Source organism: Bradyrhizobium sp. FW305-F6, from assembly GCF_058782905.1.
Genome location: NZ_JBYSYD010000002.1, coordinates 1,564,228 through 1,589,630 on the forward strand (window position 1 = coordinate 1,564,228; position 25,403 = coordinate 1,589,630).

Consider the following 25,403-nt stretch of genomic DNA (forward strand, 5'->3'; position numbering starts at 1 on the left):
CATGCGATCGCTCAAGCTCGATGCGCCGAAATCGCTGTCGCAGCGGGTGATGCAGCGGCTGCGCCAGGCCATCATCGACGGCGAGTTCGCGCTTGGCGCGGCCATCTCCGAGGAGATGGTGGCGAGCGCCTTCGGGGTCAGCCGCACGCCGGTGCGCGAGGCGATGGGCCAGCTGCAGGCGCAAGGCCTCGTCGTGATCCGGCCGCAGGTCGGCAGCTTCGTGTTCACGCCGAGCGCCGAGGACATCGATGCGCTCTGCACCTTTCGCATCGCGCTGGAGCCCAAGGCGGCCGAGCTCGCCTTCCGTCACGATCGCGACAGTGCGATTGCGGCGATGAGCGCGGCAATCGCGGCGATGGAGCCGGCGGTGACGACACAGGACAATATCGCCTATGGCCGCGCCGACGCCGCCTTTCACGAGGCGCTGTTCGCCCATTGCGGCAATCGCTATCTCGCCGAATCCTATCAGCTCGTCTCCGGCCGCGTCGCCGCGCTCCGCACCAATCTGACGTCGCCGATCGACGTGCGCACCCGCACGTCCTTCGACGAGCATCGCGAGCTGCTCGATCTGTTCGCAAGCGGCGAGCTCGCCGCCTTCGAAGCGCTGATGACCACACACATCACCAATTCGGGCAGGGTCTATGCCAAGGCGCTGAAGGTGGATTGAACGCCGTCACGGCTTCTCCTTCGCGCCAGGCCTGTCCAAGAAATCCAGCGCCGTGTTGATCTGCTCAAGCTGGTGCTCGATCTTGTCGCGATCCTCGGCCGCCGGCGCCTTCTCGAGCTGTTCCACGAGCTTCTGCTTTCGCAACAGCAAGTTCTCTATGACCGTACTCACAGCTTCCCCATCGCCAGAGGTCACATCACGAACGCCGGAACGATGGAGGCGCGCGCGACCCGGGCCCGGGTCGAACCCTCGACCAGAATGTTCGCGGAGCCAGGTTGGTTCCTGAGCTCCAATGGGCTGTCGACGAGGACGGAACCCTAAGTTCGGTACCGCCACACCGATCGGTTGAATTCGCCGGCTATGGGGCCTATGCGTAGGCGCCATGGACATCCAGATGATCACCGCCGACAGGCCCCTGATGGCCCGGGCGCAGCCGCGCAAGCCGGCGCCGTTCCTGCCCATGAGCCGCGCCGAGATGGATGCGCTCGGCTGGGACGCCTGCGACATCGTGCTGGTGACGGGGGATGCCTATGTCGACCATCCGAGCTTCGGCATGGCGATCATCGGCCGCCTGCTGGAGGCGCAGGGGTTCCGCGTCGGCATCATCTCGCAGCCGGACTGGCACTCGGCCGAGCCGTTCAAGGCGTTAGGCAAGCCAAAAGTTTTCTTCGGCGTCACCGGCGGCAACATGGACTCCATGGTGAACCGCTACACTGCGGACCGGCGCATCCGCAGCGACGACGCCTATACGGCCGGCGGCGAAGGCGGCAGGCGACCGGACCGCTGCACCGTGGTTTATGCCCAGCGCTGCCGCGAGGCGTTCAAGGACGTGCCGATCGTGCTCGGCGGCATCGAGGCCTCGCTGCGCCGGATCGCGCATTACGACTACTGGTCCGACAAGGTGCGCCGCTCGGTGCTGGCCGACGCCAAGGCGGACCTCTTGCTCTACGGCAACGCCGAGCGCGCCGTGGTCGAGGTGGCGCAGCGGCTTGCCGCAGGCGAGGCGCCGCGCGCGCTCGACGACATCAGGGGCGTCGCGCTGTTCCGCAAGGTCCCTGCGGACTACACCGAGCTGCACGCCGACGATCTCGATTCCGCCGACGAGGGCGCCTCGCGCGAGAAGGGGCCGACCGTGATCCGCCTGCCGTCGCTCGAGCAGGTCGAGCACGACAAGGAAGCCTATGCCCGCGCCTCGCGCGTGCTGCACCGGGAGAGCAATCCCGGCAATGCGCGGCCGCTGGTGCAGCGCCATGGCGACCGCGATCTCTGGCTCAACCCGCCGCCGATCCCGCTCACCACCGAAGAGATGGACGCGGTCTACGATCTGCCTTACGCACGCGCCCCGCATCCGTCCTATGGCGATGCGCGCATACCCGCCTGGGAGATGATCCGCTTCTCGGTGACGATCATGCGCGGCTGCTTCGGCGGCTGCACCTTCTGCTCGATCACCGAGCACGAGGGGCGCATCATCCAGAGCCGCTCGGAAGGATCGATCCTGCGCGAGATCGAGCGCATCCGCGACAAGACGCCCGGCTTCACTGGCGTCATCTCCGACATCGGCGGCCCCACCGCCAACATGTACCGGATGGCGTGCAAGGACCCGAAGGTCGAGGCGGCATGCCGGCGGCCGTCCTGCGTCTTCCCGGAGATCTGCCCGAACCTCAACACCTCGCATGACGACCTGATCCGGCTCTATCGCAAGGTGCGCGAGACCAAGGGCATCAAGAAGGTGATGGTCGCCTCCGGCGTGCGCTACGACCTCGCGGTCGAGAGCCCCGAATACATCAAGGAGCTCGTCACCCATCATGTCGGCGGCTACCTCAAGATCGCGCCCGAGCATACCGAGCGCGGCCCGCTCGACAAGATGATGAAGCCGGGCATCGGCGCCTACGACAAGTTCAAGCGGATGTTCGATCAAGCCGCCGAGCAGGCCGGCAAGAAATACTATCTCATCCCCTATTTCATCGCGGCGCATCCGGGCACGACCGACGAGGACATGATGAACCTCGCGCTGTGGCTGAAGAAGAACCGCTACCGCGCCGACCAGGTGCAGACCTTCCTGCCCTCGCCGATGGCGACGGCGACCGCGATGTACCACACCGGCGTCAATCCGCTGCGCGGCGTGCGCCACGGCGGCAGCGACAAGGTCGAGGCGATCAAGGGCCTGCGCCAGCGCCGCCTGCACAAGGCCTTCCTGCGCTATCACGACCCCGACAATTGGCCGGTGCTGCGCGAAGCACTGATCGAGATGGGCCGCCGCGACCTGATCGGCTCGCAGCCGCATCAGCTCGTCCCCGCGCATCAGCCGCCCGGCACCGGCAAGGCCGCCGGCACCAAGCGCCCAATGCGGCCCGGAGGCAGGACGCAGCGGTTCACGACCAAGGGCCTGCGGGTGATGAAGTAGCGGGAGCCGGATTCGGGCGCGGGTCGGTGGCGCTTTCGCGCCTGCCGAACAAAAGCGCGAAAACAACCCCATGCACAGTAGGCGGGGGTAGCAAGATCAACGGCTTACGAGCGCGATGCGATTGGCGAGACCTTCGAACCGCAAATCGAGCATGATCTGCCCCGGAAAATCGCCGATTTCCGTTTTTACGAAAATTTCGCTTGATCGTCGGGCAAACCAGGCGTATGATGCCATTATCGCGGAACGTGGATGAAGCGAACCCGTCTTGCTCATCCGGATCGACCCCTTGAGCTCACCCCGCGGCGTCCGAATCCCCGGCTAGGCTTGCTGGCTCGCGATGAGCCGAAACTCCGCGCCTGGCCTTGTTCTTCGTTTCAACGCCAAGGCAAGCTCCGCGTAACGAAGCGAGCAATTAGAGACGTTCTAACAATCGATCCAGAAGCGATTAGATCGCCGCTGCAAAGATCGATGCGCGTTGCAGCTTGGCGTCATCGAACTCGTGACAAATCGTCGCGATGATGGCGCAAACGCTGCTGCTGCGCACCGAACTATAGAAGTTCTAATTTCGCTGCGTTGCTTCCGATCTTTCAATTCCATAGCAGACGATCTGCTGAGTAATTGGGGGCGTTGGTGAGCAACATTCAGAACTACAAGAGCCGCATGCTTGTCGGAGCGGCCATCGGTGCCTTTTCGCTCGGTCTGACGGGCGCTGCTGTGACGGAGAGCCGCGCGCAGAGTTCCGCACCGCAGGCGTTGCCGCCGGTGACGGTCGACGCGCCTCAGCAGCGCGCACGCGTCACGCGCAGCAGCGCGCGGCCGCGCGGTAACGTCCAGCGCGCTGGACGCGATGTGTCGAGGCAAGCTGCGCAAGCTCCATCGAATGCTCCCGTTACCACAATGGGAAGCACGCGGACGCTCGGCGCTCCGGCGCCTGCCTACGCTGGAGGTCAAGTTGCCCAGGGCGGAACTCTCGGCCTGCTTGGCAACGTGAGCGTCATGAACACGCCCTTCAGTGTCGTCAACTACACCTCGCAATTGATCGAGGATCAGCAGGCACGGACGGCGGCGGATACGCTGATCAACGACTCCTCGGTTCGTCTCACCACCGGCCCTAACGGGTTCGACGACACCTTCCAGATTCGCGGTTTCCCGGTGAACGCGACGGACGTCGGCTTGAACGGACTTTACGGCCTGGTGTCCTCCAGTCGCGTTCCCGCCCAGATCATCGAACGCATCGAGTTGCTGAAGGGGCCCGGCGCACTCATCAACGGCATCGCTCCCGGCGGCACGGTTGGCGGCGCCATCAACATCCTCACCAAACGCGCCGGAGAAATTCCCTTCACGCGGGTGACGCCGTTCTTCATGAGCGCCGGCCATTATGGCCTGCACGTCGAGACCAGCCAGCGCTATGGCGAGAACAAGGAGTGGGGCGTCCGCTTCAACGGCGTGGGCCGCAATGGCGAAGCCACGATCGACAACGGCAACTGGAGGGGTGGTCTCGGTGCGCTGGGCGTCGACTATCGCGGCGAGCGCCTGCGCTGGACCGTCGATGCCATCTCGCAGAACGACGATACCGAGAACTTCCGTCCGCAGATCGGCATTCGAACGACGGTACCGTTCATTCCGGCTCCGCCGGACCCGCGCAGCACCTGGTACCCCGGAACATTGCTGAAGCAGCGGGACAATACCATTGCCACGGCGGTCGAGTATGACATCTCCCAAGCGATCACGGCCTATGCAGGCATCGGCTACCGCGAAGGCGAGAATTACCAGACCTTCCCCGACTCCCGCGTCACCGGCTTCCCAAGCGGGGCGGACGCCCTCGGCAATTTCCGTCTGATCAACGCCTATTACGATTCCTACAGCAAGACGACCAGCGGCAATGCCGGCATTCGGTCGCGCTTCGACGTGGGGCCGGTCACGCACAGGGTGAACTTCGCCTTCACCGGCTACTTCCAGGAAAACGGCAACGCCTATGTTGCCAACACGCCGGCGCAGTCGGTGCCGTCGAACATCTACAATCCGGCCCCGCTGCCGGTGGTCACCGGCGCGCGTCTCCCGCCACGGCTGGCCAACGAGATCCTGCTGCGCAGCTTCGCGCTTGCCGACACCATGTCGGTGCTGGATGAGAGGGTCCTGCTCACGCTGGGCGCCCGCCATCAGCGGGTCGAGCAGGATGCGTTCAGCACCGCGACGGGGCTCAAGACCAGCGACTATGGCGCGGAAGCCGTGACGCCCCTGGCCGGGGTCGTCGTCAAGCCGCTGCAGAACGTCTCGCTCTACGCGAACTACGCCGAAGGCCTCAGCCAAGGCGTCATCGTTCCCGCCGGCTTTGCCAATACCGGGTCGATCCTCGCGCCCTACAAGTCCAAGCAGCAGGAAGCCGGCGTCAAGGTGGACTGGGGCACCATCACCACGACGGCAGCCGTGTTCCAGATTGCGCGGCCGAGCCTGGTCACCACTGCCGCCAACGTCCGCGCCTACGACGGCGAACAGCGCAACCGCGGTCTTGAACTCTCGGCCTATGGCCTTCTGCTGCCCGGCCTGCGCGGCATGGCGGGCGTTACGTTCCTGCGTCCGGAGCTGACCAATCCGGCCACGGCCTCAGAGCGCGGCAATGATGCCGCCGGTGTGCCGAACGTGACATTCTCGGGTTCCCTCGACTGGGATGCACCGTGGGTGACAGGCCTCGCATTCAACGGGCGCGTGATCCACACCGGTAGCTCCTACCTGACGAATGCCAACCTGGCGTGGCAGCGTTTCTCCAGCTGGACCCGGTATGACATCGGTGCGCGTTACGCGACCGTCCTGAACGGCCGCCCCGTCACGTTCCGTGCCAATGTCGAAAACCTGTTCGACAAGCGATACTGGCTGACCAGCGGCGGTTTCCAGACCGTTGGCGCCGGCCGCACCTTCCTGCTGTCGGCGGCGTTCGATCTCTGACCGAACGTCCCCGATGGCCGCAGCAAGAGCATCCGCAGACGGATGATTTGCTGCCGCCGAGCGTCGTAACTTCGTCGGATCGCCGGGGCCTCGCGCGCCCGGCGATCTCATGTCAAATTCGGGTTTTGTTTCGGGTGCCTGTCATGATCAAGCGTTTCGCCGTCTCCATTGTCCTGCTTGCAGCAGTGTTGCCTGCGCAGGCGCACCAGATCTGGATCGAGCAGGCCGACGGCCAGAACGCGATCGTTCGCTTCGGCGAATACGGCGAGAACCTTCGCGAGGTCTCGCCGGGCCTTCTCGACAAATTCGGCAAAGTGACGGGCAGGCTGATCTCGACCAGGGGTGAGCAGAAGTCCGATGCGACCAAGACCGGCAAGGGCTTCACGCTGCCGTTCGCGGCCGCCGCAGGCGAGGCCATCGTGGCGGAGGACGCCAGCTATCCGCTCTATGTCTGGAAACAGCCGGGCAAGGACGTCAACAACTGGTTCTATCCGGCGGCCCGCTACATCACCAGCTTTGCCGCGCAGCAGCCGAAGCTCGTGTTCGATCTCGTGCCGACCGGCCAGGAAGGCCAGTTCAAGCTGGTCTTCAAGGACCAGCCCAAGGCCAAGACAAAGGTCACGCTGGTGACGGAGTCGGGCTGGCAGAAGGAAGGCCACACCGACGAGCAGGGCCTCGTGACATTCGATATGCCCTGGCAGGGCGTCTATGTGGTCGAGGCCAGCTTCAATGACCGCAATGGCGGCGAACGCACTGGGACGAACGGCACCGAGAAGTACGATGCGGTGAGCTATTCCACGACCGTAACCTTCGTGAACGCCAAAGGCCTCGCGCCGATTCCGGCCGGGCCCCCTGCAACGCCCGGCAAATGAACGCTTTGATCCGACAGGTCCGGTCGACCGGGCCGCTGATGTCCCGCATCATTGCGGCGGTGTTCGGCGGCTATGCATTGGCAGCGCTCGCGAGCGTGGCCGTGCTGGCACTGCCAATCAGCAAGCCGCAGGCCGTGCTCACGGGCATGCTGGCCAGCTTTGCCATCTACGCAGGTGCCGTGATCTGGGTCTTTGCCGCGCGCAGCGCCTGGAGGTCATGGGCGGGCTTGATCGTCGCGGCGGCGATGCTGGCGCCGCTGGCATGGTCTGTTGGCTGAGGAGCGGCGCGTGAAAGCCGACAAGGAAGCGCAGACGGCGGGCCGCGGTATCCGCCAAAGCATGTCCGGTCTGCACACCTGGGCGGGCCTGCTGCTCGGCTGGGTGCTTTATGCAATGTTCCTGACGGGCACGGTGTCCTACTTCAAGGACGAGCTTTCGCAGTGGACGCGGCCGGAATTGGCGCGGCTGTCGCAAGTTCCTGATCAGGCCGCAGTGGCGCAGCGGGTTGCCGATGAACTCGGCAACGTCGCCGCCGGAAGTTCGCAGTGGAGCATCCGGCTGCCGGATGGCCGCAGCAACAGCGTCTATGCGTTCTGGCGGACGCGTGGCCAGGGCCAGCGTGCGTTCGGCGAAGCCAATTTCGATCCCGCGACCGGTCAGAAAGTCTCCGCGCGCGAGACGCAGGGCGGCGAGTTCTTCTTCCGCTTCCACTTCCAGCTTCACTACCTGCCCGTGGTGTGGGGTCGATGGATCGCCGGCATCGCCGCGATGTTCATGCTTGTCGCCATCATCAGCGGCGTCATCACCCACAAGAAGATCTTCGTCGATTTCTTCACCTTCCGCTGGGGCAAGGGCCAGCGCTCGTGGCTGGAGGCGCACAACGCGCTGTCAGTGTTCGGATTGCCGTTCCATTTCATGATCACCTATACCGGCTTGGTGACACTGATGGCGCTCTACATGCCCTGGGGCGAGAACGCGGCGTTCAAGACGCCGGCCGAGCGCCAGCAGATGACTGCGGAGCTCAGCGTCTTCATCCAGCCCGGCAAGCCCAGCGGGCAGAAGGCTCCGCTGGCGTCGGTCGAAGACATGGTGCGGCACGCGCAGGAGCGCTGGGGCATGGGTAATGTCGGACGCGTGACCTTCGTTCATCCCGGCGACGCCGCCGCACGCGTGGCGGTGTCGCGCGGAGACGCGGGCCGTGTTTCGATGAGCCCACAATACATGGAGTTCGAAGGCATCACCGGCAAATTGCTGAACGTCCGCGACAGCGTCGGCGCCGCCGCCGAAACCCGGGGAGTGCTCTACGCGCTCCATCTCGGGCGCTTCAGCGACACCCAAACGCGATGGCTGTATTTTTTCGTCAGTTTCATGGGCACGGCCATGGTGGGCACCGGCCTCGTGATGTGGACAGTCAAGCGGCGCAGCCGGCTGCGCGATCCGGAGCGCCCGCATTTCGGCTTCCGCCTCGTCGAACGCCTGAACATCGCGAGCGTTGCCGGCCTGTCTATCGCGATGACGGCATTCCTGTGGGCCAACCGCCTCCTGCCGCACCCGATGGAAGCCCGCGCCGACTGGGAGATCCATGCATTCTTTGCAGTCTGGACTCTGACGCTGCTGCACGCCCTGCTGCGTCCGGCCAAGACGGCCTGGATCGAGCAATTATGGGCGGCGGCTGCGCTGCTATTCCTGTTGCCCGTCCTCAACGCGCTGACGACGCAGCGGCCGCTGTGGCACAGCCTGGCGCAAGGCGACTGGGTGTTCGCCGGCATCGACATCATGTGCTGGGCGCTCGCGCTGCTCCACGTCGTCCTGGCCGTTCGCACCGCCAGGAATCAGGCCGTCCGGCAGTCGAACCGCAAGCCGAAATCGCAGGTGCCGATCGCCATTGCGTCGAGCGGTGCGGCAGAATGATCCATCTAGTCGCTCTTGCGCTTTGCCTCGCGGGCTTTGGAGCGCTGGCTTTCGCCACGCACCGCCAGCAGCGCGATATTTTCGGAAAGGCGCTGCCGCCCGTGACGACCCATTGCCTGCGGGCCGCTGGCGCGAGCGTCCTGCTGCTTGCGCTCGCCAATCTCGTGACCGCAAGAAGCTGGGGCATGGGTCTCGTGATGTTCAGCGGTCACACCACGATGGCTGCCGCCATCGTGTTTTGTGCGCTGATCGGGTGGGGCAGACTAGTTGCGCGCACACCGCGCAAGCGGCAGCGCGCCGCCGGTGACCTTCAAACCTGATCGCATCATGCTTTAGATGTCGAGCACGACCTCGCCCGACACGGCATCGGTCATCCCGCGGCCGTTGCCCTGGTCCTCGAGCATCTGGCCGTTGCACAATGGGTGGTCAACGAAGGCGTGAGCAGAGGCCTCGACGGCAGCCTGCGTTCGACACCGATTCCTACCACCAGTTCTCGACCGACTTTTACCTGCGGCGAGACGCCATGCAATGGTTTGGGATCAGTATACGACGGACGAAGCGGAGCGCGCAGAGGCGACCGCGTCGCCGCTGCGCGCCTCGGTGGATCAGTTGGCTGGGCTCCCGCACGCCCCTTCACCACATTTAAACCTTAAGATTCTACGAAGAGTGGTCACCCACGAGGCCGCAGAACCATGCCAACCGCCTTCGTACAGAAGCCATCCGTGGCCTTCCGGCAATGAAGGCCTGGCAGACCAGCTGCATTGTGGCTGTTCTCGCATCCGCGGGAGTCTGTCTGACTGCCGCTAACAGACCGGCCGCGACGTTGCCGGATCTCATGTCGGAAGCGACAGCGAGCATACCGGCTGCGGGGCGCATGGCGCCTTCCGCGAACCTGGTGACGGAGGCCATGTACGCAGAGGCATCCGCCAGACTTGCGGCAGCGCTTCGGGCGGAAAGAGCAGAGCTGGGCTCGGTGACGTCGGCCGGTTCGGCGCCGCTACGCACCGAAACCGAGATCGTCGATGAACCCGCCGCGCCGAAATTGGCGTCGTTGGGACAGGATGTCGTCCAATCGCTGCCGCCGGAACGCGATCCGTCGAGCGGTGCTCCGAAAGCGGCGGCGACGCAGGATTTCCGTCATCTGATCTACTACCTCTGGTCCGAACTGCCGCCCGCCGAGAAACCGGCGGAGATCGTCTTGCGTGCGTTGAAGGACATTCCGGTGGGGACACCGACCGAGGAGATCAAGCGCGCTGCCGATGCGTTTGGTCTCGATGTCAATTTCATGATGGCGGTTGCCAAGATCGAATCCGGTTTCAACCCCAATCAACGCACCGGGTCGTATATCGGGCTGTTCCAGCTGAGCCATTACGAGTTCGGGAAGTTCGGCTTCGGGGAGATCCGCAGTCCGCGGGATAACGCCGTTGCGGCCGCCTACAAGATCATCACCGAAGGCGTCCAGTTCGAGTGGATCACGCGCCGCAAGCCGGACATGAGCGATCTCTACCTGATCCATCAGCAGGGCTGGGAAGGCGCTGCCGAGCACATCAGCAAGCCCGCTCGCCTCGCCTGGAAATCGATGTGCGCCAGCAGCGAAGGCAAGGAAAAGGGTGAGAGGTGGTGCAAACGCGCGATCTGGGGCAATACGCTTCCGGCCTTCAAGCGCAGCTGGAAATCGGTGGACAACGTGACGTCAGAAGCGTTCGTCGGCATGTGGCGCGGCCGGGTCGCCGAATTCTACGGGAAGTATGTGGCGACGGCTGCGGCGGCGGCAAGCCAATAACTTCGTCGGCAGCGCCGCGCCACGCTTGTTGCCTATAGCTCGCAGATCGGCAGAGCGCCAGCGAACCCATCAACCCTCCGCCTGTGGCGAGGCATGATGGGTTTCGCCATCGCAGGCCGGCGCTCGCCTGCTACAGCGCGAGCACGGCCTCGCCCGACACGGCATCCGTGACGCCGCGGCCGTTGCGGGCCGGCCATCTGGCCTTCCCGTCCCGGTGCGCGTCGACGAAGGCGGCTTCCGCGCCGGGCTTCACCTTGATCTTCACCACGCCTTATCCGTGGTACCGCTCCAGCAAGCTCCTCTCCACCTTGCAGATGTAGGTGTACTTCGGATTGACCACCTGCGTGCAGCGGGCTTCTGCGATCTGGCCCAGCAGCATGTAGCCTTCGGGCGCCGGAATCTTCCAGTCGTCCTCCATCCAATAGACCATCTCCTCGAACGCGATCCGCATCGCGTCTTCGAGCGGGCGAGCGCAGCCCAGCGTGCAGATGTGGGTCGCGGTCTCGATGCGCGGATGATTCAGCCTCGCGGGGGCCTTGGCCAGCGAGACCTCGACGGTGAGATTGGCCGCGATCTCGATCGCGCCCATTCCGTTGCATTCGCCGTCGCCCTGGATGGCGTGACAGTCGCCCAGGAAGAGATGCGCGCCGTCCTTGTTGACGCGGAAGAAGATGCTGTTGCCCGTGGTGATCTCCTGGACGTCCATGTTGCCGCCATGCGTCCCGTTGTCGACGGTGAGAACCGCTCCGTGCACAGGGGCGACACCGGCCACGCCGATCATCGGCTTGACCGGCAGGCGCAGATGCTCGTTCCAGTGCACGTGGCCGTCCTTGACCTCGACAACGCGTGTCTGGATGCCGAATTCCTTGCGCCTGACCCAATCGGGAAACATCCCAATGCCCGGCCAGAGCGCCGTGAAGCCGAGCTTGTCCAGTTCCATGTTCACGACATCGAGACGCAGCATGTCGCCCGGCTTTGCGCCGCGCACCTCGATCGGTCCGGTGGCACCGTTGACGAACGGCATCGTCACGTCGGCTTCGGTCAATTGCTGTCCGAGATGACGTATGGTGCCGTCATTGGCATTGATGGCGCATTCCACCACGAAGGTTTCGCCGGGCTCGACGCTTGCGATGAACTTGTCGTCGCCGGACAGCGCGTATTTGATGTTGCCGGCCTTGCTGATGCGCTTGGACATGGTCTCTCCCCTGGACATTTTGCGGATGTGGCAGTTGCGGAACTCAGGCCTGTCGGCGCCAAGGCATCAGCAGCCGTTCGATCTTGCCGACCAGCCAGGTGAGAACCAGCGCGAGCACGATCGTCACGACCAGCGCAGCAAAGACCTTGGGGATGATGTAGAGCGATCCGGCTTTGAAGATGGCGTGTCCCAGCCCCTCGGACGACGACATGAACTCGCCGACGATGGCCCCGATCAGAGCGAAGCCGACCGTCAGCTTCAGCCCTGCGAAGATATCGGTGAGCGAGGCCGGGATCACGAGCTTCCGGAAGATCTGGAATTTCGAGGCGCCCAGCGTCTTCATCAGATAGATCTGGTCGCCGTCGACGCCGACGGCTCCCTTGTAGGACGTCACCAGCGCGACGATCACCACCGACAGGGTCGACATTGCAACTTTCGAGACCAGCCCGGTGCCGAACCAGATGATCACGATGGGCGCGAGCGCGATGATGGGAATCGAGCCGAGCGCGATGACGAACGGTTCGACCACCCGGGACACGAAGCGCGAATACCAGAGCGACAAGCCGAGCAGGGTACCGACCAGGTTACCCATGAAGAAGCCGAGCAGCGTCTCCATGCCGGTGACCGCCGCATCACGCCACAGGCTGCCGTCCTGCGCCATCTGCATCAGGAAGCCCGCGATCGCCGACGGCGATCCGAACATGAAGGCGGCCGGGCTGCCCTTCGGCGTGGCGCGTTCCCACAGGACGAGAAGAGCGATCAGAATGAGAATTTGAGTCGCCAGCACGGCGATGCCGAAGCGCGCGCGCTTCCACTTTGCACGGGCCACCGGCGACGGAACGCTTCCGGCAGGCTTCGACGCGTCAACCATGCTGGTCTCGATATCCGTCGTCATTGGATCGCAACGTCGAGATCGGCCCAGATGCGCCGGACGTAGCGGCTGAAATCCGGGTTTTCGCGCAGCGAGATGACGTCGGCGCGATCGGAGCCGAGCTCGATCTCGTAAACCGCCTTCACCGCGGTCGGCCGCCGCGTCAGCACGATGACGCGATCCGCGATCGAAACCGCCTCCTCGATGTCGTGGGTGATGAGCAGCATCGAGCGCCCGCCTTTGCGGACCAGACTGACCATGTCGCTCTCGATGAGCAGCTTGGTCTGGAAATCGAGTGCGGCGAAGGGCTCGTCCAGGAGCAGCACGTCGGGATCATTCACCAGCGTGCGCGCCAACGCGACCCGCTGCCGCATACCGCCAGACAACGTCGCGGGATAGTGGTCGGCAAACCCATGCAGGCCAAGCTGGTCGAGCATGGCCCGGCTGCGGTCTTCGGCCTCGACGGCAGGAACACCCCGGATCTCCAGGCCCAGCATGGTGTTGGCGAGCGCCGTGCGCCACGGGAACAGGAGATCCTTTTGAAGCATGTAGCCGACGTTCTGGGGCTGACCAACGACCTGCCGACCGTGCCAGCGGATGCGGCCGGCATCGGGCGCCAGCAGACCACAGAGCGTGTTGAGCAATGTGGTCTTGCCGCAACCGGAAGGACCGACGATGCTGATGATCTCACCCTTGCGCAGTGTCAGGCTGAGATCGGCAATCACCGGCACGACCTGCCCGTTGAAGTCGTAGCTTTTCGCGACGTGCTCGACGACGAGCGGGAGAGCGGTGCCGTTCACGGCCTCGCCCTCACCAGGCCTTGAATGTGTGGCAGCCTCAACGCTCATTTCAGGCTGGCAATCGCCTTTTCGGCAAACGAGTTGTCGATGATCTGATCGAACGGGACTGATCCCTTGGCATTGCCGAGGTAGATCTGCATGTCCATCAGGTTCTTCCACTGATCCTGCTTGGTAATGACCGATTGCGCCGGGATGAGATATTTCAGCTCGGCGTCGATCGCCTTGTCGACGACGTCGCCGGGAAGATCGGGGAATTCCTTGCGGGCGACTTCCTTGGCGAAGGCGGGATCGGCGTAGGTCTTGCGCGAGGCCTCCTCGAAGGACGTGACCAACGCCTGCACCATGGCAGGGTCCTTCTGGAGCGTCGAGGGCAGCACCATGATGCCGGTATTGCAGAACGGCCCGACATAGTTCGAGAAGTCGAACACGACCTTGGCGCCTTGAGCCTCTGCGGCGGCGACGCTCGGTTGATAGGCGACCGCCATGTCGGCCTGCCCGGCCAGCATCGCCGCGATCTCGGTGCCCGGATTGACTGGAACGATGGTCGCGTCGGTGCCGAGCTTCAGGCCGGCTTTCTCCAGCATCCGCTTGGTGACGCTGAAATTGGTGTTGGGCTCGGGCGACGTGACGATCTTGAGACCCTTGAACTCCTTCGGGTCGGTGATCGGCTTGAGCGTCTTGGACACGCCGAAATAATGCGCGCGCTGCACGACCGTACCGACCACGACGCCGGGGCCCCCGTTCTCGCGGGAGATCTGCGCCATGGTCGCATCGCCAATCGCGAAATCCGCGGAGCCGCCGAGCACGGCCGCAAAGGTCTGGGTGTCGCCGCCGGCGGCGGTCACCTTCATGTCGAGACCGTTCTTCTTGAAGATGCCGGCATGCATGCCGACGTAGAGGTTGATGTAGCCCAGATTGTGCACGGCCTCGCTGAAGCGAACGGTCTTGAGCTCGGCGGCAGAGGCCATGCGGGATCCGAGCAGCGGCGCGGCGCCGATTCCGGCGGCGGCAACGGACGAGGCGGCAAGGAAGGTGCGGCGGCTGAGCGCGCGGCTGCTCGGCGCAGCGGGACGAACACGGTCGGTCATGGCGCTGACTTCTCCAGGGAAATGCTGACGGGGCGGCTAAAAGACTAGGCGCCGACCCGTCCGCATCAAGCCGAAATAAGCGACGCGATTTGCTTGCGATTTGGCGCGGCTCCTCAATATGTCGCGCCATTGACGCAGAGTGCCGGTGCATGGCCTGAAGACGCGGCTTTGCTGCCTGCCGCCGCGTCGCGCTGCCGAATTCAGCACCGCCTGCGAACGGTTTTCGTCATTTCTGACATTTTGACTGCACAAAAGATTTGCAGGCCGCGTAGCGTATAGCCACGCCGTCAGCGACCGCCGCTCGCGACTACGGGTTCACGCGCACCGACGAGAAGCGGCCAGTCAAGGCCCCACCGCATTTTTCGGCCGCGATGCGGCTCGCCCGGGTCGGCTCGCGCGGCATCGCCGGGGATTGCAAAGGAACCTCGTCCTTCCTGGCGCCGCCCTCCGCCTTGCGCAGAAGCTCGAAGAGATTATTGACCAGCCCACGCAAACGCAGATTTTCCGATTTGAGATCGTTCATCCGCTGGACGGCGGGAACATCGAGCGTGCCGAAGTTGCGACGCCACCGGTAGAAGGTACGCTCCGTGATGCCGGCGGCCTTGCAGATTTCTGCAATGGACACCCCGGAACTCGCCTCGGCGAGGAGATGAATGATCTCACTCTCGGTGAATCGGGATCGCCTCATCGTTCTCTCCATCGGCCCGTCATTTGCAGAGGCTTGAACGCCGGCCCCGCGCCGGGCCTGAGGCCAGTATAACCAAAGGATCGCCGGCGCCTAGAATATCCGAGAACGATTTTGCCGGTCGCAGCCGTGGCGATCCGGGCGAGTTGCTCTTGGAGCCCAAAACCGCCCGAACAGCTACGCCTGGAGTTGTCCAATGCAGCGCCGACACGAGATACCCGCGACGCCCGAAAACATGGTGTGGGGCTATTTGGACTGCAGCACGCCGCCTGTGCTCGAGGTCAGTTCCGGCGACAGCGTGACATTGCACAGCTTCCCGGCCGGAGGAAAGGAAACGCTGCCGGACGATCGGTCTTTGATCCCCGAAGACTATCTGCTCGCCCTGAATACCATGCAGCCCGGGCCGGGGCCTCACTTCATCACCGGGCCCGTCTATGTGCACGGTGCCAATGTCGGCGATACGCTCCAGGTCGACATCCTCGACGTGAAGGTGCGCCAGGACTGGGGCTTCGTGTCGGTCCTTCCTCTGCTCGGAACGCTGCCGGACGAGTTCACGGATTATGAAACGATCCATCCCAGGATCGACCGCAAGCGCGACGTCTGCATCATGCCGTGGGGCACGGAGATCCCGCTCGCTCCCTTTTTCGGCATCATCGCCACTGCCCCGCCACCGAGCTGGGGCCGCTGCGGCTCCCCCGTCCCGCGCGCGTTCGGCGGCAACATGGACAACAAGGAGCTGCGGGCCGGCACGACGCTGTATCTGCCGGTGTTCAACGAGGGGGCATTGTTTTTCGCCGGCGACGGCCACGGCGTGCAGGGCGACGGCGAAGTCTGCATTACCGCGCTCGAGACCGGCGTGACCGGGACGTTCCGCCTGACCGTGCGCAAGGACATGGACATCAAATGGCCCTTTGCCGAGAGCGCGACGCATCTCATGTCGATCGGCCTCGACGAGGATCTCGACGATGCCGCCAAGCAAGCGGTCCGGGAAATGGTCAAGCATGTCTGCGCACGGACGAACCGAACGCGCAACGAGGCTTACATGTTGTGTTCGCTGGCCGGCAATCTGCGTGTCACGCAACTCGTCGACGGCAACAAGGGCATCCATATGCTGTTGCCGAAGGCGCTGCTGTAGCGGCCCGCCCAGGCACCGAAGTCAATCTTCGAGCACGGCTATCGCCAGTGGCCTCGCCCTGCGTCGCCAGGGGCTTGACCTTCGCTCAGATATGTAACATGTAAAGTTACATGAAACGCGACAGCCGCCTGTCCGGCGTGCTCCATGTGCTGCTGCACATGGCGCAGCAGCCTGGGCCCTTCACGTCCGAGACTCTGGCCAAAGCGATGGACACCAACCCCGTCGTGATCCGGCGCATCATGGCCGGGCTGCGCGAGCTTGATTACGTGCGCTCCGAGAAGGGGCATGGCGGCGGCTGGACGCTCGCCTGCGACCTCTCGAAGGTGACGCTGCGCGACGTCTATGCCGCGCTCGGCAGCCCGTCGTTGCTGGCGATGGGCAACCGGACGGAGTCGCCCGGCTGCCTCGTCGAGCAGGCCGTCAATGCCGCGCTCGACCAGGCCTTTCACGATGCTGAGGCGCTTCTGCTGCGGCGCCTCGGCGAGGTGACGTTGGCGATGCTGGGCGAGGACCTGCGCAAGCGGCTCGGGTCTCGCAAGATCCAGGACATCAGCGCGCATCGCGCGTGAACAGTTCCAGTCACAGGACACCATCATGACCGACATTCAAACTGCATTCTCTGATCCGCAATTCGTGGCGAGATACACAGATGGGCCGCGGCGCTTCGTGCCGGGGTATGAGTCCATGCAGGCCATGGCGGCAATTCTTCTGGCCGAGCGCGCGCGCGACGATGCGCAGATCCTTGTCCTTGGCGCCGGCGGCGGTTTGGAACTGAGGACGTTTGCGCTGGCGCATCCCACCTGGCGCTTCGACGGCGTCGACCCGTCCGCGGCGATGCTGGCGTTGGCCGGGCAGACCCTGGGAGAGTTGGCCCCGCGTGCACGCCTTCACGAAGGCTATATCGAAGATGCCCCGGAAGGACCGTTCGACGGGGCCACCTGCCTCTTGACCCTGCACTTCGTCGATGTCGCCGAACGCCGCCGCATTGCATCCGAGGTTCGCCGCCGCCTGAAGCCGGGCGCACCGTTCGTGATCGCGCATCTGAGCGCGCCGGACGGCGATGAGGAGCGCCCGCGATGGCTGTCGCGGTACTCCGCATTCCTGGCAGCCTCCGGCGTCGAATCCGAGCAGGCGGCGGCTGCCAAGAATGCCGTCACCAACCATCTGCGTATTCTGGCACCCGCGCAGGACGAGGCGATCCTGCGCGAGGCCGGCTTTTCCGACCCGACGCTGTTCTATGCCGGATTCGCCTTCCGCGGCTGGGTGGCCTACGCCTGAGCGCACGCGAAACGGCGCGCGGGCGTCACCGATCCACCGGCAGGCCCGGACCGAGATGGTAGCGGCTGGAGAAGAACACCAGCGGCGTGGTGTCGCGATGATCGCAGGCCGACACTTCCGCAATGATCAGCGTGTGGTCGCTGACGTCGATTTGACGTGTCACCTCGCATGCGAACCAGGCGATGCAGCCCTTCAGACGCGGCAGGCCGTCGACGATGTCGTAGTCCGGCGTGGCGCCGGTGTTCGGCTGGCTCGCGAAGTGCCGTGAGAGGTCCCGGCCATGGTCGGGCAGGACGTTGACGCAATAACGCCCGGTCGCCGAGATCGCGCGATGCATGCGGCCGGGCATGACCGAGACCAGCACGGTCGGCGGCGACAGGCTGACGGTGACGAAGCTGTTCGCCGTCATGCCGCAGACACGGCCGTGCTCGTCGAGCGCGGTCAGCACCGCGACACCGGTGGCAAAGCGCGAGGCCGCCTCGCGGAAGGAGGCAGGATTGGCGCGCTGCATGTCGCCTCCCGCTCGCATCGCTCTCACGCAATGGCCCTGACCGGCTCAGGCGGCGCCGACATCCGCTCGATCCAGGCGTGGATGCGCTGCGGCGAGGAGATGCGGTCCCATTGCCGGTCCGGGTAGTTGAAATTCTCGGTGAATTCGTTCGCCAGCGCCGGATTCTGGCTCATCGCGCCGATCAGCATGCCGAGCGCTTCGCTCGGCGGCTGCAGCATCACGTTGGTCCAGCGCGAGGCCGCCAGCACGCGATCCTGCCGCTTCAGGTCGATCGTCTCGCACAGGCGCGCGTCGAGCGCGTCGGCGTTGACGATCTCCTCGCCGAGCACGAAGGCCGCGTAGGAGGCGACGTTGGCGCCCTGCCCCATCATGGGATCGACGACGGCATGGACGTCGCCGAGCGCGATCGCGCATTTGCCGTCGTCGAACTCGACCACCGTGTTGCGCACCGTCGGCACCACGCCGCCTTGCAGCAGATCCTGCGGCTGCGCGAGATCGAAGCGCGCGGTATCGATGCGGTCGTAAGTGGTCGGGTGATGCCTCTCCAGCTTGCCCAGCAATACGTTCAGGAAGTGCTTCGGGTTGTCGTCGTAGCTCAGCGCCGCGAGTTCCTCCATGTCGCCGCCGGGCACGTTCTCCATCAGCAGCGCATTGGCGATGCCTCCGAAGGTGACGGTCGGGATGACGATCATCTCGCCATGCCCGGGAGAGACCGACAGCGTGACGTTCATGGGGTCGGGCTGCCGCACGCCGGTATAGAGCCCGACGCAGAGCCGCCGTTGCGGCTGCGAATAGGGCGTGTGCTCGGGCCGATAAGAGAAGAGCTGACCGAGCGGGCCCTTGCCGGTCGAGACGACCAGCAGATCGAACCGCGCCACCAGGGGACGGATATCGCGCTCCTCGATGCGCCGATACTCGATCCTGCCGCCGCGATCGGTGAAGTCCTGCATCAAGGCCGGCAGATAGATCCGGTAGTCGACCGCGCGGCTCGGCTTGGAGAAATCGCCCCGAAAGCTCAGAGGCTGCGGAAAATTGAAGACGTGGTCGTGGTAGTAGTAGTGGTCTTTCCGATCGGGCCAGTGATTGACGCCGAGATAGTCCTCGCGCGCGAGCGTCACGTGGTGATGCGCGACCGTGTTGAGCAGCCGCATGTCGCGGTAGTCCTCGGGCGGACGGTCGGTGATGACCGTGGCGTCCACGCCATGCTTTTGCAGGTAGAGCGCGAGATGCAGGCCGGCGATACCGGCGCCGACGATTCCGACGTTGCGTGCCACGTGACTCCCTCCCGATTGCTTGTTTTGAGGGAACCTAGCGGCCCGACATGTTGCCCGCCATGGAATATATGGGATATCATTTATTCCGGACCGGAATGAATCATGGACCGTATCGATTGCCTGCGCGCATTCGTTCGCACCCTCGAGGGCGGCAGCTTCTCGGCGGCGGCCCAGGAGCTCGGCCTCGGCCAGCCCGCCATCAGCAAGCGCATCGCGATGCTGGAGAGCGAATTCGGCACGCAGCTGTTCTTGCGCACGACGCGCACGCTCAAGCCGACCGCCGAAGCCCATCGCATTTACGATCTCGCGCGGCAAATCCTCGATAGCTTCGACATGGCGCGCTCGAGCGTCGAGCAGGCAGCGCCGCGTCCCAGCGGCACGCTCCGGATCGGGGTGCCGTCCTCGTTCGGGCGGCGCTACATGATGCCTGTCATTGCCGAATATGTGCGGCACTATCCGGAGGTCCGGATCGACATCCGCTTCAGCGAGCGTTTCGTCAATCTGGTCGAGGAAGGCATCGAGCTGGCGCTGCGGATCGGAAAGCTGGAAGCCAGCACGCTGGTTGCCCGCCGGCTCGGCACCGTGCAGCGCTATCTCGTCGCAACGCCGACCTATCTGCACGGCCGTCCGTTGCCGCGCACGCCCGACGATCTCGGCTCGCACCAATGCATCGTCTATTCACGGCTGTCACCGGCCCAGCAATGGGCCTTCGACTCCGAGCATGGCCGTCACGTCGCGTTCATCAACGGACCCATTCATGTCGACGATGCAGACGCGATGCAGGAGGCGACGATGCATCATCTCGGCATCGCGATCCTGCCCGAATGGAATGCCGCCGCCGGCCTGCGCAGCGGAGAACTCGAGCATGTGCTGCCCGACTACAGCATCGCCGCGCTTCCGCTGCATGCGGTCTATCCGGAGACGCAGTGGATGTCGCTGCGTGCGCGCAGCTTCCTGGACCTGCTGGTCGCGCGCGCCGACCATTTTTCGCCAGCGTGGCCGCGTAGCGCAGCACCGGATGAGACACTCCGCTGAACGCGATGCTGCGACGTATCGCCACGCATAGCCCGGTCATTAACTTTTTCAGAGAAATGGAATTTCCAAATTCCGATCGGGAAATGGGCCTCGTCGCCTGAATCAAGGCGACTGCTTACTTTTCCCGGTGGCTGGATGCCCGGTCGGGATCAACAATCTGATGTGGATCAAATTGGCGACCGTACTATCACGGTCCGCTCTCTTAACGGCCGCCGGGTTCCCAAGGCGTAAAATGACGCATGCATTTTTTTCGGGAGCCGGCAGGTGGTGAAACTCAATCGCATTGGAAACAAGCTCGGCGCTGCGGGATTGCTGGGCATCCTGCTGGCCGGGGGAATGCTCGCCAACCAGATGATCTCCGAGGCCTCGATCACCCGCGCGAACGAGCGGGCGACGGTCCAGTCGACCATCGCCGAGCACACGCTCGAGGCCAATGTGGCGCTCCGCAGGATGCAGCTTTCGGTCCGCGACGTACGCTTGTCGTCGACCGCACCGGACGTTGAAAAGCACGCCAAGACGCTCAACGATGCCTACGAGAGGATCAAGAAGGAGCTTGGGATTTCCATCTCGCTCATGGTCCGCCCCGAGAACAAGGCGAGGCTGGAGCGCGTCGCCGGGCTGGCGGACCAATACGCCAAGGCAGCATCGGACCTTGCCGAAACCCAGCTCAAGATCTTCCAGATCACCGGCAAGCGCGCCGAATTTACCGCCCATTGGAGCAAGACCTTCGACGGCGCAATGTCCTCGCCGGCTCTGGCCGCGGCGCCAAACCGTCCGGAGCTCGAGAAGCTGCTCTGGGAAGCCGATTCCATGTTCAATGCCATGCGCGCCGCGACTTGGCGGTTCGCAGCGACCGGGGACGAGAACCAAAAGCGCACGATCGAGATGCGGAGCGCCGCGATGACGAGCGCGCTTGGGCGGGCGGCGAAGGTCGCCTCGGATTCCAAGGAACTGTCGTCGCTGATCGCAGCGTTGTCCGCTGACGCCAAGGCTAATGGCGCCGCAACCGCGGAGGCCACAAAACTCGAGGCGGTCAAGAAGGATCTGGTCGAGGTACAAACACTGCCCCGCGCGAACCAGGCGATCGAGCTGATGCGCGAGGCGGTGGACGTGGCGGAAAAACGCGCCACCGAGAGCCAGGCTGAGGCGGCTGCGCAGCTCAGCCAGAGCAACCGGATTTCGTTCGCCGCTTCCGTGGCCGTCATCCTGTCCTTGATCGGCGCCGTCATCTTCACCTTCGTCGGCGTTGCTCGCCCGCTGAGCCTGTTGAATGGGGCCTTGGGCCGGCTGGCAGGCGGCGAGCTGAACGTCGAGATTCCCGGCGCCAATCGTGGCGACGAGGTCGGCGATATTGCCAAGACCGTCGTGGTCATCGGCCAGAACGCCGAACAGAAGGCGCGTGAAGAGGCCGCAGCCCAGGCCGAGCAGGAGCGCAGGGCGGCGCAACAGCGCAAAGCCGACATGGTCAAGATGGCCGACGACTTCGAAGGCGCAGTCGGCGAAATCGTCGATACCGTCTCGTCGGCTTCGACAGAGCTCGAGGCCTCCGCGAGCACGCTCACGGCCACCGCGGAGAGGGCACAGGAGCTGACGACCGCGGTCGCGGCGGCCTCGGAGGAAGCATCGACCAACGTCCAGTCCGTCGCCTCCGCGACCGAAGAGCTGACGAGCTCGGTGGTCGAGATCAGCCGCCAGGTGCAGGAATCGGCGCGCATCGCCAACGATGCGGTCGGCCAGGCCCGAAGGACGAATGAGCAGGTGGCAGACCTGTCCCGTGCCGCAGCGCGCATCGGCGATGTGGTCGAGCTCATCAACACCATCGCGGGGCAGACCAACCTGTTGGCGCTGAACGCGACGATCGAGGCCGCCCGGGCCGGTGAGGCCGGACGTGGGTTTGCAGTCGTGGCGTCCGAGGTCAAGGCACTCGCCGAGCAAACGGCAAAGGCGACCGGCGAGATCGGCCAACACATCGACGGCATCCAGCGCGCGACGCAGGAGTCCGTCGGTGCGATCAAGGAGATCAGCGGAACCATCGAGAAGCTCTCGGAGATTTCCGCCACGATCGCCTCGGCTGTCGAGGAGCAGGGTGCCGCAACCCAGGAAATCTCGCGCAACGTTCAGCAGGCCGCGCAGGGCACGCAGGAGGTCTCCTCGAACATCACCGACGTTCAACGCGGCGCGAGCGAAACCGGCTCGGCATCCAGCCAGGTGTTCTCTGCGGCGCGGTCGCTGTCGAGCGACAGCAACCGGTTGAAAATGGAAGTCGGCAAGTTCCTGGATACAGTGAGATCGGCATGAATGGGTGAACCGGCCCGCGTCACCGCGAGCCGGACTTCATGAGAGATTCATTCGGAGGGAGCACCGTGGGAGATCTGGTACCGTTTCGCTCGGATGTCGGACCTCGCGAGCCGCGCGCTGGACCGCTGGGCGCCGCCATCGAGGTATTGAACACGAACAAGAAGCTCGCGCTCGCGATTCAAGAAGCGGCCGACCGTTTCCTGCAACTGGAAGAGGCGATGAGTTCCGCAGGCGACTCCCACGAACGATCCATTGCCGAGAGGGTCAGGGCGCAGGATTCGGATCGCATGCTCGTTTCGATGCGTGAACTTCTCAATACCATTACGGAGTACGCCGAGGGCGTACGCCACAAATTGGACGAGCCCCAGCAGATTTCGCGGCAGGGATATTCAGCGGATCTCAGCGAGTGACCTCAATGCGCAGAATCTTTTTCAGCGAGAAGCAGAAATGACCGTGTCGATGAACGAGTTGGTGGCAAGCTTTCGGAAGATGGCCGACGATGCCGAGCGACGCGCACGAGCGAGCGGCGTCGATCGACTGACCCAGGCCAATCTCATCGATGCAGCCGCAAAGTGCCACTGGCTGGCAGGTGAAGCGTCTGCGTTGTGCAGCAAGCTGGGCCAGGTCCCGGCGGCTTGCGACACATGCCTGGAGAAATGCCTCAGCCGGCAGGGAAGCCTCTTGTCTCCGGAGATGACCGAGGACGGCGGACCGTATCACTGGACTTCGGCGATATCCGGTCCTGATGGCCTGCGTTGGCTGAGAACGACCGGTCCGACCAGGTCCGGCTTGTGATCGCAGCGGCATTCCGACGTTAACCCTGTCAGCAGATGATTGCGGCCGGGCCGGCCGCCGCCGGCAAAGTTGCCTCATTGGCATGGAGAATTTTCAGCAGCACGAACCTCTGCCGGAGGCGAAGTATGCTGAGAATGGCGTTGTTGGGCCTCCTCATCCTGTTGAGCGCAGGCGTGCTGTCGGCAATGGAACTGAGCGCTCCACCCCGTCGCGCGGTCGCGATGGTCCCGCCGCCGGCCGAGCAGAGCGCGAGCATTCCGCTTTCGCAGGAGACGCTGGCGAAGGCAGATCGCCTGGACGTTGCCGCGGTTGACGGCGCAACGCCGACGCAAGCAGTTTCGGCCGATATCCTGGTTGCTCGGCAGGAAGCGCATGCCGGTTCACCCACGCCAGCGCCGGCGCCGACGGTCCGTCCGCGAAGCAAACCGAAGCCGATCGCGAGGACCGCTCCCCCCAAGCAGAAGCCGGCGGAGATTGTGGTCAAGCGGACCGCCCATGTGCAGCGTGCAAAGACTGCCGGCGGGACCGAGCAATGTCGGCTCAAGGCGTTCGGCGGCTTGCTCAAGGCCCTGAATATGACCGGCTGCGAAATCTGAGGCCGCCTCCACGGCGTGCAGGTGGAGGTCGAACGACCTGACGGCGTATTGCGATCCCCGGCCAGATTCTCTCGGGAGCGCTGAGCGCGTGCGCCTTGCCCGCATATTTCCCGCAGTCGATGTCTCGCAAACTCGTCCGATCGGCCATATGTTGCCCGCATGAAAAAGATTGGATTCCTCTCCTTCGGGCACTGGACGCCCTCGCCGCAATCGCAGACGCGCTCTGCGGCCGACACGCTGCTGCAATCGATCGAGCTGGCGGTCGCGGCGGAGCAACTCGGGGCCGACGGCGCCTATTTCCGCGTGCATCACTTTGCGCGCCAGCTCGCCTCGCCGTTTCCGCTGCTCGCGGCCGTCGGCGCCAGGACCAGCCGGATCGAGATCGGCACGGCCGTGATCGACATGCGCTACGAGAACCCGCTCTACATGGTGGAGGACGCCGGCAGCGCCGATCTCATCGCCGGCGGACGGCTGCAGCTCGGCATCAGCCGCGGCTCGCCGGAGCAGGTGATCGACGGCTGGCGCTATTTCGGCTATCGCCCGGCCGAAGGCGCGAGCGATGCCGACATGGGCCGGCGCCATGCGGAGGTCTTCCTCGACCTCTTGCGCGGCGAAGGTTTCGCCGAACCCAATCCGCAGCCGATGTTTCCGAATCCGCCGGGGCTGCTGCGCCTCGAGCCGCATGCGCAGGGGCTGCGCGAACGGATATGGTGGGGCGCCGGCTCGAACGCGACCGCGGTGTGGGCGGCCAAGCTCGGCATGAATCTGCAGAGCTCGACCCTGAAGAACGACGAGACCGGCGAGGCCTTTCACGTGCAGCAGGCGGCACAGATCCGCAGCTTTCGCGCGGCATGGAAAGAGGCCGGCCACGCGCGAGAGCCCCGCGTCTCCGTCAGCCGCAGCATCTTCGCGCTGATGGACGACCGTGACCGCGCCTATTTCGGTGGCGAGCGCGGCGGCGAAGACCAGATCGGCTTCATCGATCCGCGCACGCGCGCGATCTTCGGGCGGAGCTATGCGGCCGAGCCCGATGTGCTGATCGAACAGTTGCGCCAGGACGAGGCGATCACTGAAGCCGATACGCTGCTACTGACGATCCCGAACCAGCTCGGGGTCGACTATTGCGCGCACGCGATCGAGGCGATCCTGAAGCACGTCGCGCCGGCGCTGGGGTGGCGGTGAGGAAGAAAGGACTGGTCACACCATCGAGCCGGCTTGATCCGTCGGTCGCATTCTCCTCTCCGCCAGTCGAGCGCTTCGAA

The 25,403-nt window shown here is 64.5% G+C and carries 27 protein-coding genes; 17 read left to right on the forward strand and 10 right to left on the reverse strand.

Annotation, left to right across the window (positions count from 1 at the left end; translation table 11 throughout):
* Position 1: 1 nt before the first annotated feature.
* A complete protein-coding gene (locus tag AC3WLX_RS18725; protein WP_492337054.1) occupies positions 2-667 on the forward strand; it encodes a GntR family transcriptional regulator in 666 nt (221 codons plus the stop codon).
* Positions 668-673: 6 nt separating this feature from the next.
* Here AC3WLX_RS18725 and AC3WLX_RS18730 read toward each other — a convergent pair whose 3' ends face one another.
* Positions 674-811, reverse strand: coding sequence for a hypothetical protein (locus AC3WLX_RS18730; RefSeq protein ID WP_492337055.1), 138 nt, complete (start codon positions 809-811; stop codon positions 674-676).
* 238 nt (positions 812-1,049) lie between these two features.
* Between AC3WLX_RS18730 and AC3WLX_RS18735 the strand changes: the two genes are divergently transcribed.
* Positions 1,050-3,071, forward strand: a complete 2,022-nt coding sequence (locus tag AC3WLX_RS18735; RefSeq protein WP_291627409.1) for a YgiQ family radical SAM protein — start codon at positions 1,050-1,052, stop codon at positions 3,069-3,071.
* A 96-nt stretch (positions 3,072-3,167) separates the two neighbouring features.
* On the opposite strand, the gene AC3WLX_RS18740 is transcribed toward AC3WLX_RS18735, so the two are convergent.
* The gene (locus AC3WLX_RS18740; RefSeq protein ID WP_291627408.1) at positions 3,168-3,344 is read right to left on the reverse strand and encodes a hypothetical protein; all 177 of its coding nucleotides are present in this window, start codon (positions 3,342-3,344) and stop codon (positions 3,168-3,170) included.
* 357 nt (positions 3,345-3,701) lie between these two features.
* Here AC3WLX_RS18740 and AC3WLX_RS18745 point away from each other — a divergent pair, with 357 nt between their 5' ends.
* From AC3WLX_RS18745 to AC3WLX_RS18770, 6 genes are all read left to right on the forward strand, one after another.
* Positions 3,702-6,014 (forward strand): TonB-dependent receptor, encoded by a 2,313-nt coding sequence (locus AC3WLX_RS18745; protein WP_492337056.1) that lies wholly within the window; start codon positions 3,702-3,704, stop codon positions 6,012-6,014.
* A 143-nt stretch (positions 6,015-6,157) separates the two neighbouring features.
* Complete coding sequence (locus AC3WLX_RS18750) at positions 6,158-6,886, forward strand: cobalt ABC transporter substrate-binding protein (RefSeq protein WP_492337057.1); 729 nt, start codon at positions 6,158-6,160, stop codon at positions 6,884-6,886.
* 38 nt (positions 6,887-6,924) lie between these two features.
* Positions 6,925-7,164, forward strand: a complete 240-nt coding sequence (locus AC3WLX_RS18755; RefSeq protein WP_492337058.1) for a DUF3649 domain-containing protein — start codon at positions 6,925-6,927, stop codon at positions 7,162-7,164.
* A gap of 61 nt (positions 7,165-7,225) precedes the next feature.
* Entirely contained in the window at positions 7,226-8,797 is a 1,572-nt protein-coding gene (locus AC3WLX_RS18760) for a PepSY-associated TM helix domain-containing protein (RefSeq protein ID WP_492337319.1), read from the forward strand.
* The gene (locus tag AC3WLX_RS18765; protein WP_291630130.1) at positions 8,794-9,117 is read left to right on the forward strand and encodes a DUF3325 domain-containing protein; all 324 of its coding nucleotides are present in this window, start codon (positions 8,794-8,796) and stop codon (positions 9,115-9,117) included. Before AC3WLX_RS18760 ends, AC3WLX_RS18765 begins: the two co-directional genes overlap by 4 nt.
* 416 nt (positions 9,118-9,533) lie before the next feature.
* Positions 9,534-10,580: a transglycosylase gene (locus AC3WLX_RS18770; RefSeq protein WP_492337059.1), complete on the forward strand. Its 1,047-nt coding sequence runs from the start codon at positions 9,534-9,536 to the stop codon at positions 10,578-10,580.
* Between the two features lie 130 nt (positions 10,581-10,710).
* On the opposite strand, the gene AC3WLX_RS18775 is transcribed toward AC3WLX_RS18770, so the two are convergent.
* The 6 genes from AC3WLX_RS18775 to AC3WLX_RS18800 all read right to left on the reverse strand — a co-directional run bounded on the left by AC3WLX_RS18775 (position 10,711) and on the right by AC3WLX_RS18800 (position 15,234).
* The gene (locus AC3WLX_RS18775) at positions 10,711-10,848 is read right to left on the reverse strand and encodes a hypothetical protein (protein WP_492337060.1); all 138 of its coding nucleotides are present in this window, start codon (positions 10,846-10,848) and stop codon (positions 10,711-10,713) included.
* A gap of 3 nt (positions 10,849-10,851) precedes the next feature.
* Positions 10,852-11,775 (reverse strand): acetamidase/formamidase family protein, encoded by a 924-nt coding sequence (locus AC3WLX_RS18780; protein ID WP_492337061.1) that lies wholly within the window; start codon positions 11,773-11,775, stop codon positions 10,852-10,854.
* A gap of 43 nt (positions 11,776-11,818) precedes the next feature.
* Positions 11,819-12,670, reverse strand: a complete 852-nt coding sequence (locus AC3WLX_RS18785; RefSeq protein WP_492337062.1) for an ABC transporter permease — start codon at positions 12,668-12,670, stop codon at positions 11,819-11,821.
* On the reverse strand, positions 12,667-13,494 hold the full coding sequence (locus AC3WLX_RS18790; protein ID WP_492337063.1) for an ABC transporter ATP-binding protein: 828 nt from the start codon (positions 13,492-13,494) through the stop codon (positions 12,667-12,669). The genes AC3WLX_RS18785 and AC3WLX_RS18790 overlap by 4 nt, the downstream gene beginning before the upstream one ends.
* The gene (locus AC3WLX_RS18795) at positions 13,491-14,534 is read right to left on the reverse strand and encodes an ABC transporter substrate-binding protein (protein WP_492337064.1); all 1,044 of its coding nucleotides are present in this window, start codon (positions 14,532-14,534) and stop codon (positions 13,491-13,493) included. Before AC3WLX_RS18795 ends, AC3WLX_RS18790 begins: the two co-directional genes overlap by 4 nt.
* A 307-nt stretch (positions 14,535-14,841) precedes the next feature.
* The gene (locus AC3WLX_RS18800) at positions 14,842-15,234 is read right to left on the reverse strand and encodes a transposase (RefSeq protein WP_492337065.1); all 393 of its coding nucleotides are present in this window, start codon (positions 15,232-15,234) and stop codon (positions 14,842-14,844) included.
* Positions 15,235-15,415: 181 nt separating this feature from the next.
* On the opposite strand from AC3WLX_RS18800, the gene AC3WLX_RS18805 reads away from it, so the two are divergent.
* The 3 genes from AC3WLX_RS18805 to AC3WLX_RS18815 all read left to right on the forward strand — a co-directional run bounded on the left by AC3WLX_RS18805 (position 15,416) and on the right by AC3WLX_RS18815 (position 17,632).
* Positions 15,416-16,354 carry an acetamidase/formamidase family protein gene (locus AC3WLX_RS18805; RefSeq protein WP_492337066.1) on the forward strand — a complete coding sequence of 313 codons (939 nt, stop codon included), beginning with the start codon at positions 15,416-15,418 and terminating at the stop codon, positions 16,352-16,354.
* A gap of 110 nt (positions 16,355-16,464) precedes the next feature.
* A complete protein-coding gene (locus tag AC3WLX_RS18810; RefSeq protein WP_492337067.1) occupies positions 16,465-16,923 on the forward strand; it encodes an Rrf2 family transcriptional regulator in 459 nt (152 codons plus the stop codon).
* Between the two features lie 25 nt (positions 16,924-16,948).
* Positions 16,949-17,632, forward strand: a complete 684-nt coding sequence (locus AC3WLX_RS18815) for a class I SAM-dependent methyltransferase (protein WP_492337068.1) — start codon at positions 16,949-16,951, stop codon at positions 17,630-17,632.
* Positions 17,633-17,657: 25 nt separating this feature from the next.
* Here AC3WLX_RS18815 and styB read toward each other — a convergent pair whose 3' ends face one another.
* Entirely contained in the window at positions 17,658-18,143 is a 486-nt protein-coding gene (styB, locus tag AC3WLX_RS18820) for a styrene monooxygenase NADH-dependent flavin reductase subunit StyB (protein WP_492337069.1), read from the reverse strand.
* Between the two features lie 23 nt (positions 18,144-18,166).
* Positions 18,167-19,417 (reverse strand): styrene monooxygenase subunit StyA, encoded by a 1,251-nt coding sequence (styA, locus tag AC3WLX_RS18825; RefSeq protein ID WP_492337070.1) that lies wholly within the window; start codon positions 19,415-19,417, stop codon positions 18,167-18,169.
* Positions 19,418-19,519: 102 nt separating this feature from the next.
* On the opposite strand from styA, the gene AC3WLX_RS18830 reads away from it, so the two are divergent.
* The 6 genes from AC3WLX_RS18830 (at position 19,520) to AC3WLX_RS18855 (ending at position 25,323) form a co-directional block, all read left to right on the forward strand.
* The gene (locus AC3WLX_RS18830; protein ID WP_492337071.1) at positions 19,520-20,452 is read left to right on the forward strand and encodes a LysR family transcriptional regulator; all 933 of its coding nucleotides are present in this window, start codon (positions 19,520-19,522) and stop codon (positions 20,450-20,452) included.
* 267 nt (positions 20,453-20,719) lie between these two features.
* A complete protein-coding gene (locus AC3WLX_RS18835) occupies positions 20,720-22,750 on the forward strand; it encodes a methyl-accepting chemotaxis protein (protein WP_492337320.1) in 2,031 nt (676 codons plus the stop codon).
* 65 nt (positions 22,751-22,815) lie between these two features.
* Positions 22,816-23,160: a hypothetical protein gene (locus tag AC3WLX_RS18840; RefSeq protein WP_492337072.1), complete on the forward strand. Its 345-nt coding sequence runs from the start codon at positions 22,816-22,818 to the stop codon at positions 23,158-23,160.
* Positions 23,161-23,197: 37 nt separating this feature from the next.
* Complete coding sequence (locus AC3WLX_RS18845; protein WP_492337073.1) at positions 23,198-23,545, forward strand: hypothetical protein; 348 nt, start codon at positions 23,198-23,200, stop codon at positions 23,543-23,545.
* A gap of 125 nt (positions 23,546-23,670) precedes the next feature.
* On the forward strand, positions 23,671-24,141 hold the full coding sequence (locus AC3WLX_RS18850; RefSeq protein WP_492337074.1) for a hypothetical protein: 471 nt from the start codon (positions 23,671-23,673) through the stop codon (positions 24,139-24,141).
* Positions 24,142-24,300: 159 nt separating this feature from the next.
* A complete protein-coding gene (locus AC3WLX_RS18855) occupies positions 24,301-25,323 on the forward strand; it encodes an LLM class flavin-dependent oxidoreductase (protein WP_492337075.1) in 1,023 nt (340 codons plus the stop codon).
* Positions 25,324-25,403: the final 80 nt, after the last annotated feature.